At 42.4% G+C, this 20,192-nt stretch carries 15 protein-coding genes; 3 read left to right on the plus strand and 12 right to left on the minus strand.

What is annotated here, in order from left to right:
- Positions 1–83: 83 nt before the first annotated feature.
- The 4 genes from gor to N7974_RS14860 form a co-directional block, all read right to left on the minus strand.
- The gene (gor, locus tag N7974_RS14845) at positions 84–1,436 is read right to left on the minus strand and encodes a glutathione-disulfide reductase (RefSeq protein ID WP_262966372.1); all 1,353 of its coding nucleotides are present in this window, start codon (positions 1,434–1,436) and stop codon (positions 84–86) included.
- Between the two features lie 78 nt (positions 1,437–1,514).
- Complete coding sequence (locus N7974_RS14850) at positions 1,515–2,036, minus strand: peroxiredoxin (protein WP_262966373.1); 522 nt, start codon at positions 2,034–2,036, stop codon at positions 1,515–1,517.
- 20 nt (positions 2,037–2,056) lie between these two features.
- Positions 2,057–2,341: an encapsulin-associated ferritin-like protein gene (locus N7974_RS14855; RefSeq protein WP_262966374.1), complete on the minus strand. Its 285-nt coding sequence runs from the start codon at positions 2,339–2,341 to the stop codon at positions 2,057–2,059.
- 170 nt (positions 2,342–2,511) lie between these two features.
- Positions 2,512–6,423 (minus strand): FAD/FMN-binding oxidoreductase, encoded by a 3,912-nt coding sequence (locus N7974_RS14860; RefSeq protein ID WP_262966375.1) that lies wholly within the window; start codon positions 6,421–6,423, stop codon positions 2,512–2,514.
- A gap of 286 nt (positions 6,424–6,709) precedes the next feature.
- On the opposite strand from N7974_RS14860, the gene N7974_RS14865 reads away from it, so the two are divergent.
- From N7974_RS14865 to N7974_RS14875, 3 genes are read left to right on the plus strand one after another with little or no spacing between them, the layout of a single operon-like run.
- Complete coding sequence (locus N7974_RS14865) at positions 6,710–8,449, plus strand: type I secretion system permease/ATPase (RefSeq protein WP_262966376.1); 1,740 nt, start codon at positions 6,710–6,712, stop codon at positions 8,447–8,449.
- A gap of 6 nt (positions 8,450–8,455) precedes the next feature.
- Positions 8,456–9,784, plus strand: a complete 1,329-nt coding sequence (locus tag N7974_RS14870) for an HlyD family type I secretion periplasmic adaptor subunit (RefSeq protein ID WP_262966377.1) — start codon at positions 8,456–8,458, stop codon at positions 9,782–9,784.
- 6 nt (positions 9,785–9,790) lie between these two features.
- Positions 9,791–11,158 carry a TolC family outer membrane protein gene (locus N7974_RS14875; RefSeq protein WP_262966378.1) on the plus strand — a complete coding sequence of 456 codons (1,368 nt, stop codon included), beginning with the start codon at positions 9,791–9,793 and terminating at the stop codon, positions 11,156–11,158.
- 174 nt (positions 11,159–11,332) lie between these two features.
- On the opposite strand, the gene N7974_RS14880 is transcribed toward N7974_RS14875, so the two are convergent.
- From N7974_RS14880 to N7974_RS14915, 8 genes are all read right to left on the minus strand, one after another.
- Positions 11,333–13,243: a methyltransferase domain-containing protein gene (locus N7974_RS14880; RefSeq protein ID WP_262966379.1), complete on the minus strand. Its 1,911-nt coding sequence runs from the start codon at positions 13,241–13,243 to the stop codon at positions 11,333–11,335.
- 99 nt (positions 13,244–13,342) lie between these two features.
- A complete protein-coding gene (locus N7974_RS14885; RefSeq protein ID WP_262966380.1) occupies positions 13,343–14,560 on the minus strand; it encodes a class I SAM-dependent methyltransferase in 1,218 nt (405 codons plus the stop codon).
- A gap of 40 nt (positions 14,561–14,600) precedes the next feature.
- On the minus strand, positions 14,601–15,947 hold the full coding sequence (locus tag N7974_RS14890; protein WP_262966381.1) for an ABC transporter ATP-binding protein: 1,347 nt from the start codon (positions 15,945–15,947) through the stop codon (positions 14,601–14,603).
- A gap of 306 nt (positions 15,948–16,253) precedes the next feature.
- Positions 16,254–17,732 carry a trypsin-like serine protease gene (locus N7974_RS14895; RefSeq protein ID WP_262966382.1) on the minus strand — a complete coding sequence of 493 codons (1,479 nt, stop codon included), beginning with the start codon at positions 17,730–17,732 and terminating at the stop codon, positions 16,254–16,256.
- A 684-nt stretch (positions 17,733–18,416) separates the two neighbouring features.
- Complete coding sequence (locus tag N7974_RS14900) at positions 18,417–18,659, minus strand: hypothetical protein (RefSeq protein WP_262966383.1); 243 nt, start codon at positions 18,657–18,659, stop codon at positions 18,417–18,419.
- 51 nt (positions 18,660–18,710) lie between these two features.
- Positions 18,711–18,911: a hypothetical protein gene (locus N7974_RS14905; RefSeq protein ID WP_262966384.1), complete on the minus strand. Its 201-nt coding sequence runs from the start codon at positions 18,909–18,911 to the stop codon at positions 18,711–18,713.
- Positions 18,912–18,937: 26 nt separating this feature from the next.
- The gene (locus tag N7974_RS14910; protein WP_262966386.1) at positions 18,938–19,981 is read right to left on the minus strand and encodes an IS701 family transposase; all 1,044 of its coding nucleotides are present in this window, start codon (positions 19,979–19,981) and stop codon (positions 18,938–18,940) included.
- Positions 19,982–20,010: 29 nt separating this feature from the next.
- On the minus strand, positions 20,011–20,192 hold a 182-nt coding region (locus N7974_RS14915; protein WP_317451572.1), incomplete at its 5' end, for a transposase family protein.

Raw genomic sequence — 20,192 nt, forward strand, 5'->3', positions numbered from 1 at the left:
CAACGTGCCACCACGCGAAGCATCAGGTTTACAGCGTTGCCATCAAACTGTAGTACCTGATTTTCTGCAGATCGTTTTTCCTGTCAGTCGACAGGATTACGCATCGTAACAAACTCTTCAGCGGCAGTAGGATGAATCCCTATCGTCGAATCAAAAATTGCTTTGGTAGCGCCGGCGCGAATCGCAACAGCCATACCCTGAATTATTTCACCGGCATCAGACCCGACCATATGTATACCGAGTACTTTATCAGTACTACGCCTGACAATCATTTTCATCAGGGTCTTCTCGTCAAGACCGGAAAGTGTATGCTTCATGGGTTTAAAAACAGATTTATAAACATCAATATCCGGGTAACGATTTTTCGCCTCGTTTTCAGTTAACCCCACGGTGCCAATATTAGGCTGGCTAAAAACGGCGGTAGGAATATTATCATAATCAACCGGTGTCGATTGATCGGTATAAAGTCCGTTAACCAGGGCCATTGCTTCAGCTGTGGCAACCGGTGTCAAGTTGATGCGATTGGTCACATCACCCAAGGCATAAAGTGAAGGAATGTTGGTTTGATAATCCTCATTAACTTTTATTGCGCCTTTCGCATCCAGTTCGACGCCCAGAGTTTCAAGCCCTAAACCGTCAATATTGGGTTTCCTGCCGGTAGCATATAAAATAAGATCAAACTCAAGTTGCTCATTTTCATCGGTACAGGCAGTAAAACTGGTATCGATTTTTTCAATGGAACTGATTTGCGTATTAAACAGAATCTCGATGCCTTTTTTCTGCATTTCCTCGGCAACAAAAACGCGGACATCCTCATCAAAACCGCGCAGCAATTTATCGCCACGATAGCATAGCGTTGTTGCAACGCCCATACCGTGCATAATACCGGCAAATTCAACGGCAATATAACCGCCGCCGACAATTAAAATGCGCTTCGGAAGCGTTGACAACGCAAACATTTCATTGGACGTTACTACCCATTCCTTGCCGGGAATATCCGGCACTGAAGGCCAGCCACCGGTAGCAATCAAGATGCGTTCGCAACTGATTTTCCGCTCACCGATACTTATGGTATGCGCATCAAGCAGATGGGCTTGACCTTCCATCAGGGTAACACCGGAATTATTGAGTAAACCTTCGTAAACACCTTGTAGCCGGGTAATCTCCTGATTTTTCTGGGCCAGCAAATGCGACCAATCAAATTCTGGCGTATTTAACGACCATCCAAAGCCTTTTGCCGCTATAAAGTCTTCACGAAAATGCGACGCATAAACGAATAATTTCTTGGGGACGCAACCGACATTAACACAAGTTCCACCGAGGTAACGGTTTTCGGCAATAGCAACCCGAACACCCAATCCGGCAGCGGTTCGTGCCGCTCGAACACCCCCAGAACCGGCTCCAATAACAAACAGGTCAACATCATAATGGGTCATTTGAGCTCTCTTGGATCAAAAATTAGCGATAAAAAAACCGGGTGGATCAACTCACACCCGGTTGGCATTAGATAAAAACTATTGCTTTAAATAACCAAGCATGGTGTCAGCATCACTAACAGTAAACGGGTCGTCCGGGCAATTATCACTTTTTCCGGGTTCGCTGAACAGCTTGACGATAGTTTTATCATCAACCAGCATGGAATAACGCCATGAACGATAACCAAAGCCCACGTTTTCTTTTTTAACCAGCATACCCATAGCCCGGGTAAAATCTCCATTACCGTCAGGCAGCATTTTTACGTTCTTAACGCCTAAGTGCTTACCCCACTGAAACATGGTAAATGCGTCATTAACGCTTAAACAATAAACTTCATCGATGCCCTGATCAATAATTTCCTGATATTTTGCATCGTAACCCGGTACATGGGTACTTGAGCAAGTCGGTGTAAATGCGCCAGGCAAGCAGAATATGACGATTTTTTTGCCTTTAAAAACATCATCAGTACTGACATCTTGCCAACGAAAAGGGTTATCCCCACCTAAACTTTCATCACGAACACGCGTTTTAAAAACAACATTGGGTACAGTTAAAGCCATTTTATTTCTCCGGTTTTTAATTAATGGGCGATAGGTTTATCGGTAAATAAATAATCATGTAACTCTTTATCCAGCTTGGTATCTCTTCTACGAATCCATTCCAAGATCATCGCCGCATGTTCTTTCTCTTCATCACGGTTATGTGCAAGGATGGCTTTCAATTCATTATCTTTGCACGCATCCACTCTTTGGTTGTACCAGTCGACTGCTTCAAGCTCTTCCATTAATGAAGTGATGGCACGATGCATATCCCGTGTTTCGTCAGATAATTCATTAATCGGTTCGTGATAACCTTCATTTGCCATAGTTGTATTCTCTATTTTAGAGGTGAAAAATTGTTAGTCATAAGTGAAGTGCTGAATACTGTTTCTGATCACTGGCTATGGATTCTACACACGAGACCGAACTTGGTCTGTGCGTTAAAGAACATAGTGGAAATTAGTTCACAATGCACATTACGATTTTAAAAAATAAATCACAACAATACTCTTTCTATACCGCCACTTCCTGCCTGCTTAATATAGTTTTTCATCCAATTTTTACCCAACACATGCCGGGCAATTTCCACAACGATATAATCCACGTCCAGTTGCTCCGCGCCATCCTCAAAGCGTTGTAAACCTTGTACGCAAGACGGACAGGACGTTAGCATCTTAATCGGCCCGTCAAAACCATCGGCGCGTACTTTACCGGTATCGTTCTTTAACTCGACGGCTTTGCTGTAACGCACTTGCGTTGAAATATCCGGACGTGCAACCGCTAAAGTCCCTGACTCACCGCAGCAACGTTCGGATTTAAGCACCTCGGCACCGATCAAGGCATTAACTGTCTTCATCGGGTCTTGCTGCTTCATCGGACTGTGGCAAGGATCATGATACAAATAACGGGTGCCATTAACACCCTCCAGCTTGACGCCTTTTTCCAGCAGATATTCATGAATATCGAGCATGCGGCAGCCAGGGAAAATTTTGTCAAATTCATAATCCAGTAGCTGATCAAAACACGTTCCACAACTAACCACGACAGTTTTAATATCCAGATAATTTAAGGTATTGGCGACCCGATGAAAGAGCACCCGATTATCAGTGGATATTTTCTCTGCCTTATCAAACTGGCCGGCGGCACGCTGCGGATAACCGCAGCACAAATAGCCCGGCGGCAATACCGTCTGTACGCCAATCTCATAGAGCATGGCTTGGGTAGCCAGACCTACCTGAGAAAACAAGCGTTCAGAGCCGCAACCCGGAAAATAAAACACCGCTTCGGAATCGGCACGGGTTTTGTTTCGATCCCGAATGATGGGCACAATTTGATCGCTCTCAATACCCAACAGCGCTCTTGCCGTTTTTGACGGTACGTTATCAGGCATTTTCCGGTTGGTAAAATGAATGACAAATTCACGCATTGGCGGTTTGCCTGTTGATGATGGCGGCTGTGCAAGTTGCGCCTTGCCCCACGGCCTAAGCAAAAAGTTACCAATCCGCTGGGCTTTATAAGACCATTCAATCAGCAACTTACGCATAAACTTAATGCTGTTGGGACGACCGGTTGATAAAAATGCAATCGCTGCCGTTTTAACCGGGTTAAAACTCTGCTTGCCCATTTTGCGTAGCAAATTACGCATATTCATAGATACATCGCCAAAATCGATGTCAACCGGACACGGATTAAAGCACTTGTGACACACGGTGCAATGATCCGCTACATCCTCAAATTCTTTCCAATGGGTAATGGAAATACCGCGCCGGGTTTGTTCCTCGTAAAGAAAGGCTTCTATCAATAGTGATGTGGCAAGAATTTTATTGCGCGGCGAATATAACAAGTTGGCGCGTGGCACATGCGTGGCACAAACAGGCTTGCATTTACCGCAACGCAGACAATCTTTGATGGAATCCGAGATCGCTCCAATATCGCTTTGTTGCAGAATCAAAGATTCATAACCCATCAAACTAAATGAGGTCGTATAGGCCGCTTCCATACCGGCACCCGGCATTAATTTTCCGCGATTGAAGCGGCCTTCAGGATCAACACGCTGCTTGTAGTCGTGAAAACTGGCAAGCTCTTCCGTACTTAGAAATTCGTATTTGGTAATACCGATACCGTGCTCGCCTGAAATGACACCACCCAGAGAACGCGCCAACGCCATGATACGCGCCACAGCGGTATTGGCTTCCTGGAGCATTTCGTAATGATCAGAGTTAACCGGTAAATTGGTATGAACGTTACCGTCACCGGCATGCATGTGCAATGCCACAAACACCCGACCACGCAAAACTTCCTTATGCACGGCATCAATCCGCTCAATGATCGGTCGAAAATTATCGCCCTCGAAAATATTTTTTAACAGCGGTAACAATTCCTGCTTCCAGGATACGCGTAACGAATGATCCTGCAAACGATGAAACAGTGTTGGCTGCGCGGCGCGATTGGTTAACTCGCCGACAGTGATACCATGATCCTTGCAAGCCGCGTCTGCTTGTTGCAAGGGCAAATCAAGATTGTCATACTGCCACTGCCAGCGTTCGCGCACCTGTTCAACAACCGTTAGTGCGTGATCTCTCCGGTCACCGATCAGGTCAATTTTGCCAACGCTGTTTTCATAAGAACGTAACGGTAATTCGCCTTCCAAAAAGTCGCTTAACGCATGACACAAGCGCAATTTATTACGCAGTGATAATTCGATATTGATCCGTTCGATACCGTCGCAATAATCGCCCATGCGCGGCAAGGGAATGACCACATCTTCATTGATTTTAAAGGCGTTGGTATGTTTGGCGATAGCGGCGGTACGCGCCCGATCCAGCCAGAAAGTTTGGCGGGTTTCAGGACTGACTGCAATAAACCCTTCGGCATCACGCGCATTACACAAACGTACCACTTCGGAAGCCGCCAAAGCCACTTGTTTATCGTTGTCGCCAACAATATCGCCAATCAGCACCATTTTTGGCCGACCATGATTTTTGGCTTTACTGGCATAACCGACCGCTTTTACGTAGCGCTCATCCAGATGTTCAAGACCGGCCAGCATCACTCGTAGCTCACCATTTTTAGGCAAGGCCGCCAGATAATCCCGGATCTCAACGATGCTCGGCACTGCTTCCCGAACCTGGCCGTAAAATTCCAGACAGAAAGTGCGCGTAAAAGCCGGCATCTTATGCAAAATCCAGCGCGCTGACGTGATAATCCCGTCGCAGCCTTCTTTTTGGATACCCGGCAAACCACCCAAAAACTTATCGGTAACGTCCTTGCCCAGTTCGCCCTTACGAAAATTTGCGCCAGGAATAACCAACCGCTCTTCAGAGAGCAAATTTTTTCTTTTGGCGTCAAAACGCTTGAGTAAAAAGGTAACTTGATCCTGATCGTGAATCTTGCCCAAATTATGCTTGAATCGCTCGACATCCAGCCAGTTACCATCCGGTGTCACCATTCGCCAGGACAGTAGATTATCCAATGCCGTTCCCCAAAGTACCGCCTTTTTACCACCGGCGTTCATCGCTACATTACCGCCCACACAGGACGCATCTGCCGAAGTAGGATCACAGGCAAATACCAGGCCGGCATTATCAGCCACATCCATAACGCGCCGGGTCACTACACCGGCACCGGTATTAATCGTTGCATAAGTCTGATCAACACCCGGAAGACTAGTCTCCTGCTCCACAGGGCCTATATCGATCAATTTTTCGGTATTAATCACCGCAGAATAAAGCGTCAGCGGAACTGCGCCACCGGTATAACCAGTGCCGCCACCGCGAGGAATAATGGTGAGCCCTAATTTAATACAATCGCGTACCAGATGGCCAACTTCTTCTTCAGTACAGGGATACAAAACGACAAAAGGATATTCCACCCGCCAGTCAGTAGCATCGGTAACGTGAGAGACACGGGCAAAACCATCAAAACAGATGTTATCTTTACGGGTATGTTTGGCCAGTAAAGCCAAGGCTTTCTGACGCATTTCTTGAGTGCGTTTAAAATCCGCTTCAAAGGCATTAACAGCCTGATGTGCAGCGTCAATCAACAAGTTAACCCGACGTGTCCTATCAGGATGCTCGCTTTCATCTTCGGCATCGCGTTTGTGCATCTGTTTAAGACGATGACGTAACGCTGTCAGCAAGGCTTTCCGGCGTTTACGATTATCCAGTAAATCATCTTCAAGATAAGGATTACGCTGAACCGCCCAAATATCTCCCAGCACCTCAAAAAGCATTTTTGCGGAACGACCGGTTATCCGTTCGCCACGTAGCGATTCCAGAATCAGCCAGTTCTCTTCACCCAACAAGCGAATAACAATTTCGCGGTCTGAAAAAGACGTGTAATTATAAGGAATTTCGCGTAGCCGCGCTGGCGACGCATCGGAAAACAAGGGGGGAAATGTTGAATTCACTGATATCCTGCGCTTTGACGTGATTGACAAAACTCATTATAACACTCACGGATGTGAGCGAAAATACCAAAAATTGTGTGGACTTCATTATATTTAAATCAGCAGTGAACAACGACAAATGCTTAAGCTCTCTGCTAATCGACCAAAAGATCGAAAAAAACAATACAGAAAAATTATTTAAAGTTCAATCTGCAGCCACCAGCACAATTAATATAACTGTAATATAAATAAACTTAATTCATGCGATAATTAACGAAATTGCCGTATGTTTTAATATTTGATACAAATGAAAAGAGTAAATAAGTCTGATTTGGAAGAAGCGTTAGCGCTGTGTAAAGGAGCTTTTATATCCGCTGCCGGATTCAGTATGGTTATTAATTTGTTGCAACTTGTTCCAACTATTTACATGCTGCAATTATATGACCGCGTGGTACCTACCGGAAATCGATCAACGCTGCTAATGCTGACCTTGATAGTGATCGTACTGTTTTTGACGATGGGTGCCTTGGAATGGGTACGTTCACAAATACTGGTCAGGGTTAGTTCACGATTGGAAACACTTCTTAACGAAAGATTGTTTCAGGTCGCTTATAAACAATCGCTCTATACAGGTGGACAACGAGCAAGCTCGCAACCCCTCGATGACTTAACGTCCTTAAGGCAATTTATGACTGGCAACGGTCTGTTCGCCTTTTTTGATGTGCCGTGGATGCCTGTTTATATTGCCGTTATGTTTATTTTTCATCCTCTATACGGGTGGGCAGCGGTAGGCACTTCAATAATACTGGTTATCGTCGCCATCATTCAGGAAAAGTCTACCAGTAAATTATTAGGTGAAGCCAATAACCTGGCGATGACAGGCCGTGGCTTGGTCAATAAAAACCTTAGAAATGCAGAAGTTATTGAGTCCATGGGGATGTTGCGAAATATTCAACTGCGATGGCTGGAAGGTACAAGGCAAGTTCTGGTGTTACAGGCAAGAGCAAGTTCTCGCGCCGGTTTAATTAGCGGAATATCAAAAGTTATTCGACTGTCATCACAATCCTTAATTTTAGGTCTGGGTGCCTATTTAGTAATAGAGAATGAAATAACACCCGGCTTAATGATCGGTGGTTCCATTCTGCTGGGCCGGGCGCTTGCGCCAATCGATATGATGATTGGTACCTGGAAAGGTTTTATTACTGCGCGTGGACAATACCATCGCCTGAATGAATTATTGCTTCAGATACCGGCCGAAACCGAGAAAATGACCTTACCAGCACCAGAAGGCAATTTCCAGATAGAAGCTGCAGTAGTTATTCCTCCTGGAGCCAAAACACCAGTATTAAAAGGCATTACCTTAGCCATTGCAAAGGGTGATGTGATCGGCGTAATTGGCCCCAGTGGCGCTGGAAAATCAACTTTTGCCAGAGCTTTATTGGGTATATGGCCGACCGCTAATGGAAAAATCCGTCTGGATGGCGCAGATGTTTTTGCCTGGAGTCGTGATGAACTGGGTCCCTATATTGGCTATTTACCACAAGATATAGAGCTATTTGAAGGCACCATCAGTGAAAACATCGCACGATTTGGTGATATAGATCCGGAAAAAGTGATTACTGCCGCCAAAATGGCTGATGTGCATGAGCTGATTTTACGTTTGCCGGAAGGCTATGACACACTGATAGGCGCAAGCGGCGGCAATTTATCTGGCGGTCAGCGTCAGCGTATCGGTTTGGCCAGAGCACTTTACGGTGACCCTGTCGTTGTGGTATTGGACGAACCCAACTCAAATCTGGATGAGCAAGGTGAGTTTGCCCTTGGCAATGCAATCCAGCGTTTAAAGCATAAAAGAGCCACTGTTATTGTCATTACTCATCGCAACAATGTGCTGGCAAATGTAGACAAACTACTCATCTTAAATGACGGACTTGTTTCTATTTATGGACCCAAGGACGAGGTCATGGCGCATTTTCAAAAGCAACAAATGGCGACAGCACCGACACAGGCTCCTCAGGCAGCCGGCACCCTAACTACTCGGGCATAAACAGACATGAAAGAACGGCTTGCACAAGTAACTACTGTTACAGGAATCCCTCTACTGACTGATGACCGGTCAATTCGTAATATCGGCGTTGTCATCCTCATTGCTACCTTCGGTATTTTGGGTACATGGGGTTATCTGGCACCCATAGATAGCGCTGCACTGGCACCTGGTTATGTAACCGTAAAGTCCCATAGAAAAACCGTACAACATCTGGATGGTGGCATAGTCAGTGAATTAATGGCAAAAGATGGTGATGTCGTTAAGTCAGGGGATGTATTACTGATACTTGATGGTACTGAAGTTAAGGCACAACTGGAAATCATTCGCGGCCAACACATCACCTTGTCAGCGCAAATAGCCAGGCTTATTGCAGAAAGGGACCAACAGAATCAAATCAATTTCCCTGATGAGTTGCGTGATCTGTCTGACCCTCATATTGCCCAGGCAACTCATGGAGAAAGCCAGCTATTTAATGCCCGAAAAAGCGCCCTACAAGGTGAAATATCGGTTTTAAATCAAAGAATAAGTCAGTTGGGATCAAAAATAAAGGGCCTGCAAGGTCAACGTAGCAGTAAAGAAGCGTTAATGATCTCTTATGGTGATGAAGTTCACGATCTAAAAGAATTATTGGCCGAAGGTTTTGCCGACAAACAAAGACTGCGGGATATTGAACGTAATCATGCACAGGTTACCGGAGAAGTTGCCGCCTTAAGCTCTGAAATTGCAGGCAATGAAATCCAGATTGGCGAAACAAAATTACAAATTTTACAGCTTCAAAAAAAGTTCCAGGAAGAAGTTGCCATTAAACTGGGTGAGGTTCAAGCGGAGTTATACGACGTTGCCCAACGTCTGGTAGCAACCAGAGACAAAGTAGCCAGAACAGTAATCATCGCACCCGCCGATGGTCGTGTATTGGGCTTATCCGTTCATAATGTTGGCGGTGTCATTTCACCCGGAAAACCCATACTCGACATTGTTCCGCAACAAGAAGAATTAATCATAGATGCTCAGGTATCGCCGATGGATATAGACAGAGTCAGGGCAGGATTAGTGGCAGAAGTAAGGTTTAGTGCTTTTAAACAAGCCTTAACACCAAAAATGCAAGGTAAAGTCATTAATTTATCAGCCGACCGGTTAACCGATGAAAAAACCGAGCAACCTTATTATCTGGCACAAATTGAATTAACTCCGGACAGCTTTCAAAAATTGGGAGAGCTGGAATTACTACCCGGAATGCCCGCAGAAGTACTGATCAATACCGGTGAAAGAACGGTCTTTGAATACCTGATGCAGCCCATCACTAATGCTTTTGCCCGCGCATTTATAGAAGACTAAGGCCTCATGAAAAAACTACCATTACTCATTATCTGCCTGACTATCCTATACACAGGTACTGGTAAAGCTGAAGACTTACTTACTATCTATCAACAAGCATTAGAAGCTGATCCACAGTTACAAACGGCGGCATTAAAAGTTGAAATAGGTGCCGCACAAAAAGGGCAAGCGCTGGGTCAAATGCTGCCGCAAATAAGCGCCAATACAAATTGGTCGAAAAACAGTCAAACTTCAGGCGTATCTGGCGTGCCCAATAGCGCTTGTTCAAATCCACCCTGCACATCTAATTATAATGGTACCCGTTATACGGTTTCATTGACACAAACGGTACTTGATTTTGCCAAGTTTTGGGACTGGCGACGTGCACAAGAAATTGAAAATCAATACGCCTCAGAAAATATTGAAGCGCAGCATGCCTTGATGTTTAATGTAGTAGAAAAGTATTTTGATGTGCTTGAAGCTGAAGACCAATTACATTATCTTCAGGCCGAAAGTGAAAGTACCTTAAAACAGCTGGAACAGGTTCAAAAACAATATGCCAAGCAACTGGTTTTAGTCACCGATTTATATGAAGTGGAAGCCCGACTTGATCAGATAAAAGCGACTGAAATTGAAGCGGAAACGCTATTGGCGACTGCTCGGGAAAGTTTAAAAGAATTAACCAATACCGAACCGGTAGCACTCTATCAATTGCGTGATGAAATAGACTACAAAAAACTGGATGGTGCGTTGAAGGATTGGATTGAAGTCGCTAAAAGTGAGAATCCTACTCTGGCAGCCCAACTCAGTGCCATAGCAGCGGCAAGTGATAATGTAGCCGTACAAAAATCAAGATATTTACCTGTCGTTGACATGCAACTAAATTATAATGCGACCAATACCGGCTATCAAAGCATCAATTTAGGCAGTAACTATGAAACACAAGTCGCTGCAATAAACGTTAGTATTCCTTTATTTACCGGAGGGACAACGACCAACCGCATGTTTGAAGCTCAACATAAATTATCTATCAGCAAATATGAAAATGAAGCCAAAATTCGTACCTTAATTAAGGAAACCAGTGATTCATTTTTAAGTTCCAATGCCAGTGTCAGACGCATTAGTGCAACCCGTAAAGCACTAGAATCAGCTATTAAATCCAGACAGGCAATGGAAAGTGGTTTTGGTTATGGCGTTCAAACTATCACTGATGTGTTAAATGCCCAACAAGGCGAATTTAAATCCAAAAGAGATTTATCACAGGCAAAATACAGCTATATAAAAAACAGGATGCGATTTATGACGTCTGTCGGTTTAATAAGCCAGGAAAATATGATCGAAGTTAATAATTGGTTGCAAGTCATGCCAAAACAACCGCAAATAAATTCTAATTAAAAGCCCTCGTAATAGCATAGAGATTCTATAAATTCTTAGATAAATAATCTCGATGCTAACGGATAACATCCCTTCAAGGGATGGTATCCGTACCAGTTTGCAGCGACTTTAGCTGGATATATAATTTCTGCAAGACCTTGGAACTGGTTTTATTACGCAGAAAACATTTTTAAATCAAATTCTTTTTAATCTTTGAAGTAACCCACTAAAGCCTTCAGTACTTATAACCCTGTAAATTTTAAGATAGACAGCCGGGCTCAGCAATTGCCGAAAAATCCGGGAAAAACTCATTTTCACTTCCAAATGAATGCCATTAGCATCAATTGCCGTTTTAAGAATGCCAACTTGATAGGTTTCAGGCTTCAATAAGGCCAAATCTTCTGTCCTTGAAATAGCCAGTTTATTAACGACAGATTGCCAGGCATCACCCGCCACATTCAATGAAAATAATTGGCTAACATATTCAATTGCACGTTGAGCAAGCAGATTTCTTAACTCAAACGAGTCACCCAGCTTTAATATCGCCGTAACCCAACTGTCAGTATCATTGCTTACCAAAAAACCAGTTTCTTCGTTGATAATGTAATCAGAATAAGGTGGGACATTGGAACATATTACGGGCATGCCAGCCAAAGCATAATCAAAAAATTTAATGGGACTTTTGCAGGAACTAAATACAGAATCATCCAAAGGAATCAGTCCAACAGGATTGATTAAACCACTTAATAATTTTTTAAAGTCAGTATGGCTAACTAAATCAGATCTTGTTATTTTAATACCAAAATTTTCCAGGTAATCTCCTGGCGGTCCAATAACAAAAATATCATAATCGGATGGATAGGTTTCTTGAATTTTAAGCAATGCCGGTGCCAAAAAGTCAACCAATACCCGATCCGAAGAGGCAACTACCAAGGTTACCTTATTGGTAGTCTGACTCGACTGGTTTGTCAACGGCAAACCAAATGACTCGGTGCAATTAGGTACGCAGATAACCAGAGGGTTCATCTTCAAAAATTTATAGGCTAAGCGCTGGGTTGTGGTGGTGACTAAATCGGCTTTAGCAATAACCTCTAAATAAGTGTTCAACGTATCGGGGCTCATTTTGTGATGCGCTAAAAAATCAGGGATTTCAGTTAGCAAATCATCCAGTTCAAAAACACATTTTTTTCCATGTTTCTGCAAAACAGACATCAGATTGAGTATATATTCTCCTCCTGAGCGTTGAAATACAAAAATGTCTCCCCAATAAAGATCATCAAGCCTGATTTCATTGTAATCTCTATATCTGATACGGCCATTGTATCGATTTTTCCAATTATCCAAAGGATTCTTAATGCGTATATCATACAAGGACAAATCTTTATTGGGGACATAAGCAACAATTCTTACTGCATTTTCGCGCTTTGGTTCTGCAAGAAATATGTTTTGAAAAACAGTAGCATCAGGTTCATCAGAAACCAGATTATTGACCAGATCAATATATTTTTGACTCAAATTTAAATTGCATAATTGATCAACCATCTCAATCGGTAAATGCACCTGGCCAAGCTCTTGAATTTCATAATCAGCTTGTTCAAATAATGCCTGAGCACTCTCTCTGGTAAAAAAACGCAAATGTGTTCGATCCAAGATACCTAAATCTGCATACTCCCACCGTCCCTCAAGCAACATCGCTCTGATGGCCGCATGAGCAACATTGGGCAAAGAAGCAATAATAAAGCCGTCACGATGTAAATGATTATGACAAATCTCAAGCACTTGATTAGGGTCGGCAATATGCTCTAAAACATCGCCAAATAAAATGACATCAAATTTTTCATCGCTATGCCGGGTGAAATAGTCACCTATGCTACCGTTATAAACAGAGTCCAATACCTCACCGGCTTTGTGTGCCGCATGTGGATTCATTTCAACGCCCAGAACAGTGTGGCCCAAATTTTTAAGATACCCCCCTAAATATCCCTCGGAACAACCCACGTCAAGAATTTTTAGGAGACGGTCTTTAGCTTTTTCAACTAAAAAATCAATCGCAATGGTATGCGAGTTATTTTTATTAGCAGTGTCAATGGTTGATATATAAGCCATAATATTTAATAAACTTGATAACAATTATTAGTAAAATAAGCTGTGGATATTTCATAAAAAACCGATATTTATAAACAACCATCCAGCTTTTGTTTTCCTTCAGGACTTGAAACGCTTCCTGAAATCCCCTAGTTTTTTCTTCACTCGACTCAAGGTGTTATTAAGGGGAATAAATATGCCATTGCCAAACATCATTAACCGGATGTTGGCTGCATTTAATTCCTGATGTAAACCGGCAATATCCTGATCATTCTTTCGGATTATTTTCTTACTTGATTCAATGACCTGATTAGAATATTCAAGGTCATGATTAAGGGCTTGAACCACTTCGCGGCATTGATTTAACTGCGTAGTAACCTCATAAAGCTTTTTATGTAAATCATAATTTTCATGGCGCAGGCTGGCAATATCTTGCTCCTTTTGTTGGATTATCGCTTTGCCTGAAATTAATTCGTCCCTAAGCACCGCCAGTTTTATGTCAAAATCAGCGCTACCTTGATAAGCCGGTGTAGAAAAAATATTTTCATTTTGATTCTGAAGACTTATTGCCTGCTCCATAACCGGCTTTGCATCTTCCGGAACAATGCTATCGTCAGAACCTCTTATCGTTAATTTCCCAATAGTATTATCCCGAACGGCCTTTTTTTTAATAATACACAGGGAATTAATTATTTCTATCGAATGGATTTGATTAAGAAAATCGACATTAATCACTAACGTATCCAATCCTGATTGAACCAGAAAATTTTCCATATATTGGTTAATTGACATCCCGTTCTGCCAATGCTGGTGGTTAACAATATCAATTAATTTTTTTATAAAAGCAATTGAAGAATAAGAGTCAAAAAGACCGCCTTCATAATTTTCCCAATAACTACAATGTAAATCTTCGATAATATATACCCCATCGATAGTTAACTTAGGGAAATAAAGCAAGAAAGCTTTAATAATATCAGCAGATTTATGAGAGCCATCATCAAAAACAAGATCGAAAGTAGCTGTTTGCCGAGTAATTTTCTCCAGTACATCTTGTTGACAACAATCACCAATAATGATCTTAATTCTATCATCAGAATAAATAAGACTTTGACATTTTTGGTCAATATCAACACCCACAATACCCCGGGCATTTCTGAAGTATTGGCTCCAAACGGCTAAAGACCCACCATTTTGTACACCTATCTCCAGAATATTAACAGGCCTGTCTTGATACTCTGCGAGCATACGGTCATATTCTTTTAAATACAACTCCCATTTGAGCGATACTTTGCCGGAACTCTCTTGATAAAGTTCGGTAAGGGTTTTATTAATGGTCATTATGTATTCTTAACATGATAGATTTAAACTTGATATCGGCTTATTTATTAATTACTGTCAGCTCTACTCGCTCAAATGGAAGTCCAATTAACCCATAGCGAACTTTACTGGATGATACCGTAATAATCAGTGCATCGTGCATCCAATGATGCTGTATTTGCTCATGAATATCCCCATCCGCGACAGAGACCATAACGACATATTGACCATTAGGAAGCATGGGTAAAGTAAAGTCAAAGATACCATCGAATGACATACCCGCTGAAATTGGGGTAGGTTTAAGATGGGTAAAAGCCAGTGTGTTTTCGCCGAACAAATCCTGTCCCAGACGATCCCGTACCAAAAACCCCAGAATCGGATTTTGCAGTGGTTTATGCGCTTTCGCACGCACAGTCATACGAACGCGCTCACCGCCTTCAAAGAAACCTTCCTGACCAGGCGACAGTCGCGTAAGTGAAACAGAAACGATAACCGCATGGCCAGTTTTCCAGCCGCTCGCCGCATCAATATTATTGCGCACTGTGGCAACAGCACCATAATCAATGATTTGTGAAGTTTCTTTATCTGAAGCGGTTGCATCATCCATTACACGAGGTTCTATCGAAGTCAGCACGGACTCCTCACCGTAGATCTCCTGCAACGTATACTGCAAATAAGCTTCCGAAACGCTTTTTGCCGTACCAATAGCTTCCATTCTACCATTATTAAGCCAGATGCCGGACTCACATAGATTCTGCACCGAGGCGGTATCGTGACTGACAAAAATTAGCGAACCATTTTCCTGAAATCGGCGGATAAAACGCATACATTTTTGTATAAACACGGCATCACCGACTGCCAGCGCTTCATCTACCACCAAAATATCGGCATCCACATGGGCAATAACAGCAAAAGCCAGACGCACCATCATACCACTGGAATAAGTTTTGACGGGTTGCTCAATAAAGTCACCAATGTCAGCAAAAGCAACAATATCAGCAAAGCGGGCATCAATTTCTTGATGACTTAAACCCAGCACCGAGGCATTCATATAAACATTTTCACGCCCGGTAAATTCAGGATTAAAACCGGAACCAAGCTCCAACAAAGCCGCCACACGGCCTTTGGTTTGAACGCTACCACTGGTTGGACTGAGCGTACCGCAGATCATTTGCAAAAGCGTAGATTTACCACTACCATTACGTCCGATAATACCAACGGTTTCACCTTTTTTAACCTCAAAAGAAAGGTCTTTAAGTGCCCAGAATTCACGAAAATATTGTTTGGGCGCTTGCCCTGCCAAACGTTGCAAACGAGGTAGCAAAAACTGCTTCAGCCGATCACGCGGGTTGTCATAGATTTGGTAGCATTTGCTGAGCTGTTGAACTTTTATGGCGATGTCAGTCATGACTAATTATTGCTTTCCTGGAAGAATTTTTTGGTTACTATCTTATGTATTGAAATAATTTCTAATGATTGGGATTTATACGTAATTAATAAATATCTTTCCGGTATTAATCCAACTACTTATCGATCCATTCAAAAACGTTACAGTATTATCCTTGATTGAATCGAAAACATTCATAAGACTTACAACCACACATCCAAGAGAAAATTTTAAATATCCAGATCGCAATTCAAACAATCAGGGTTAATTTGGCTCTCTCCTTTCGAAGATCTATTGGCTAACAAATTTTAAAACGATAAAGTTTACTCAACCTATAAACAAATAACCATTGCCCGCCACTTCCTTTGCAACGCCTGTCGGTATCTGGGACAACGCCAAACCGGTCAAGGTGATGGAAGTATCAATCAGATGATCATTATTTAAGTCATAATGGTAAGTCGCACCTTTATAGCCATCCGCACCCTGATTTTCCATGGCAAATACTTGTTTGCTGACGCCGTTATTCCAGCCCCATATATTAATTTGATCACCTGCGCTAAAGTCGGTTACCGTTGACCAGGTTATCGTACCTCCGCGACCATCCAAAAATATAGTATCGTTACCACTGCCACCAGTCAGGAAGTTTGATCCTGTGCCACCATCAAGTACATCATTACCGGCACTGCCATTGGCGGCATCGTCACCGCCCTGTAAATTCATAAAGTCGTTATATATTGATCCGGTAATCACATCCCCGGTTGCTTTTCCCAGTAATTCATAGTCCAAAAAAGTAACCGGGCCCGTATATTTGGTAGGCATAACATAACTTGATGTACCGTCGCTGGCACTTGAGGTAAACAAAGGCACTGGCGTGTACTGCGCAATAAATTCATTAATCGATAAGTTTGCATCCGAAAAGCTCAGGTTTTCTATACTTAATAAGGTATCTGTACCTTCCAAGCTCTTGACCATCAGAGTATTGCCGTCACTTGAGCGACCGATTTCAGTAACAGCACCCTTATTGAAATTAAAAGTTACTGTGTCATTGCCAGCACCACCATCAAATAAATCATCACCACTTGTACCCACTAAAGTATCATTTCCTGAAGTATCAGTAGTGACGCTGTTTAACAAAGTATTATTCTGAGATAACTCGGTAATGATCGTATTGTAAACAGATGAGTTACCAATATCGGCCCACCATTTGCCAGTACTCTTAACGCCAATAACAGAATTACCCACCAGGAGCGGCCCTCCAGAGCTTCCTGCCCCCATAACCTCTATTGATGATTCGTAAATACCGTAGTCCCAATTGTTAAAAACCGCTGCTGACTGCATCATCATTCCAGTGGATCCAACTGGATAACCAACTGCTATTGCTGCCTGGTTTCCGTTATAACCGGGATCTAATCCCAACCAACCCAATGTGTCGCCAATTGGAGTATCAATACCTATCAACGCGATATCAAACTGGGATTCGCTTTGCAGCATCGTCTGATTGTTTCCATCGGAATAGATTTGCGATGTCCAGGCCTTCGCTGTCCATTTCGAGAAAGTTGGATTTGAAAGCCATGATTCAAACGATCCGGTATTCGCGTTGTAATCAGCCCCGAAATAGAATTCAAAGCCTGTGGCCCAGCCTTTTTCATCAGGATTAAATACACAATGACCAGCTGTCAAAATGTCGTTCCGTCCCACGAGACTACAAGTGCCGAGAGTTATTGAACCATCAGACCATGTTGTCTTGATCAGCCCAATATTATTGTATGGCTGACTGTTTCGTTCGCTAAAGTTAAGCTCAATCATTGGTGTGTTCCGGATAACAAGTAATTAATTTACCAAGTAAGGCAACTCGCAATAAATAAGCCCCCAATTTATAGTCTCCACATACTTAACTTAATGGCAGTAACCGTACCTGACACCTTGATAATTTGGAGTACAAACCCAGGTTTGTACTCCGGCCTTTAGGCAACTGGCAATAATAGTCTGCACACGCTTCGTACACAGCGTTGCAGGAATCATTAAATCGGTGATGCTCCCAGAGTCAGGTAATGATTGGGTGGTATTTATTGCGAGTTACCTAAGAAAGTAAAGTAATTGCCTGCTGTAATGATAAGCACTGTTCATTCAATTAAAAAATAACTTAAAAGTAACAAAATTTACAATCCCATTACTTCTGATTTAAAAGCTATTGAAATCTTCAACAGTTTCGGTCAGGATTGCGCGCCACTGACCGGTATTTTTTATGATAACAAATCATTCAACACTTTCGTGAAAAAATGAAAAATACCCACTATTAACAGAATAAAGGCTACATAGTAAACCATGTAGCCTTTATTACAATCAGAACAACACAAAATACCTGTTAAGATAATTTCTGCAGTAAATCAATCGTGTTGGTTATAAGAAAAATAACTCAAGCGTTGACTGTTTGGTGAGAACGACTAAAGCCTTACACTCAAATTATCCCCACCAATGTTATATTTCAGATTAACTAATATACAAATACCCATAAGCGCCAAAGCTGTCAGTCACCTGCCCGGTAAGAAAATGGGTATTGCTGCCACTGGCGATTTGATTATTCATACCTGCCAAAGTATGCCCCGTCAGGGTCAGTGAATTCAAAGCCGGATTAGTCGTACCGGCTACAGAACCATCAGGTAGCAGATTCTGAAGGTGCAATGTTAAGCCGGTATAGCCCTCTGCGCCATCGGTATTAGAAAAAGCAACCACTTTACTGACTCCGTTAACCCAACCAAAAATAGTGGCGTGGTCCTGACCTTGCTAAAAATCAGTCAACGTTGACAAGGATGTATCTGCCATTCTGCCATCCAGAAAGACAGTATCGTTACCCTCACCACCGCTCAAAAAGGACGACCCTTTAGAGTCGTCAATCATATCATTGCCTGCGCCGCTATTGACGGCTTTATTACCGCTGCCGGCTACCTTGATAAAATCATTACTCTTTGAGCCAATAATAACCACGTTGGCGGACTCATCTATTATAGAAGTTACGCATTGACGGCAGATGAAAAAAAGGGGTTTAAACTTTTTTTTCCAATGATAAATTCAGAAATGAAAGTAGCAACGACCTTTTTGAACAATTCATGGCGTATTTGGTAACAGTTCGTAATGGTATTGTTTGTCGTAAGTCTTTGCAATTGAACATAACCATAAATAGCGGCAAACAAATGATTCTTCGTAGCCTGCTTACCACGCACTTGAAACTTTTCGATATTACAAACCTGTTTGATGGCACGATGATATTGTTCGATTTGCCAATGCTTATCATGTTCAAGGTCAAATGCTTGACTATCAAACTGGCTGAGTTTTTCTTCGTTGGGTAGATAAACCACATAATGACGCAGCTGGTCTTTTAGCCGTGTTCGAAAAAGTTTAACGTTTCCATAATCCTTCAACCAGACCAGTAAGCCATTTTCTGGGATATTGAGCTTTTGAACTTGCTGCCAAACTCCTTTTTCAATTGAAACGGTACGGTTGCTTTTAATCGCAAACATAAACCCTAAGTCATTATTTTTTATAACTTTAAGGTTCTTTACACAACTGTACCAGCTGTCACCAGTTACCATAGCCGACTTAAGTCCCCATGCTAAAACTTCATGAAGCATCTCCAGAAAATACTCATTTTTCGTTTTTTTTTCACTTTTATCGACCACTCTAAAATTCACCGGATAATGAACGCCTTGTATGTCAGTGTAATACATCGTGACAAGGTTGATGCCTTGCACGCTGGCATGATGCTTTCCAGACCAAAAATAACCAATAAAAGCGATATAGTTTGCATAAGGTTTATCTAAAACACTATCGTCAATGCTTAATGTTCCACCGTTAAGATTCAGTAATGGTTTGACTTCGTTGAGTAAATCTTTGCCATCATAAGATTCTCGATTCAAAAAACGATTAACACTATCATGTGAAATGTTCATGTGTTCTCCCAATCGTCTACAGCTTACATAGCTTGGTTCGCTCAATAAAAAACCGGTATACATCGATAAATTGCAACGGGCTGTTGATGGTCGACTTATTGTTCTTATCACTGTGGCGTTTTCATTAGACATCTTTCCTAAATACAGCCATAGCGTAAGTTAACAAGAGCAGCCACTAAATTCCATGTCAAAGAGTAATGCTTGTGTTTGCCCCGATAAACATCTTTGGCAATCCTGAAAATTTTGCATCGGCGATTAACATGCTCAATAAAAATACGCTGTTTTGATAGTGCCTTATTATCGGCTTTGTCTTCTGCCG

It is taken from the genome of Methylobacter psychrophilus, assembly GCF_025583945.1.
GTDB classification, from domain to species: domain Bacteria; phylum Pseudomonadota; class Gammaproteobacteria; order Methylococcales; family Methylomonadaceae; genus Methylobacter_C; species Methylobacter_C psychrophilus.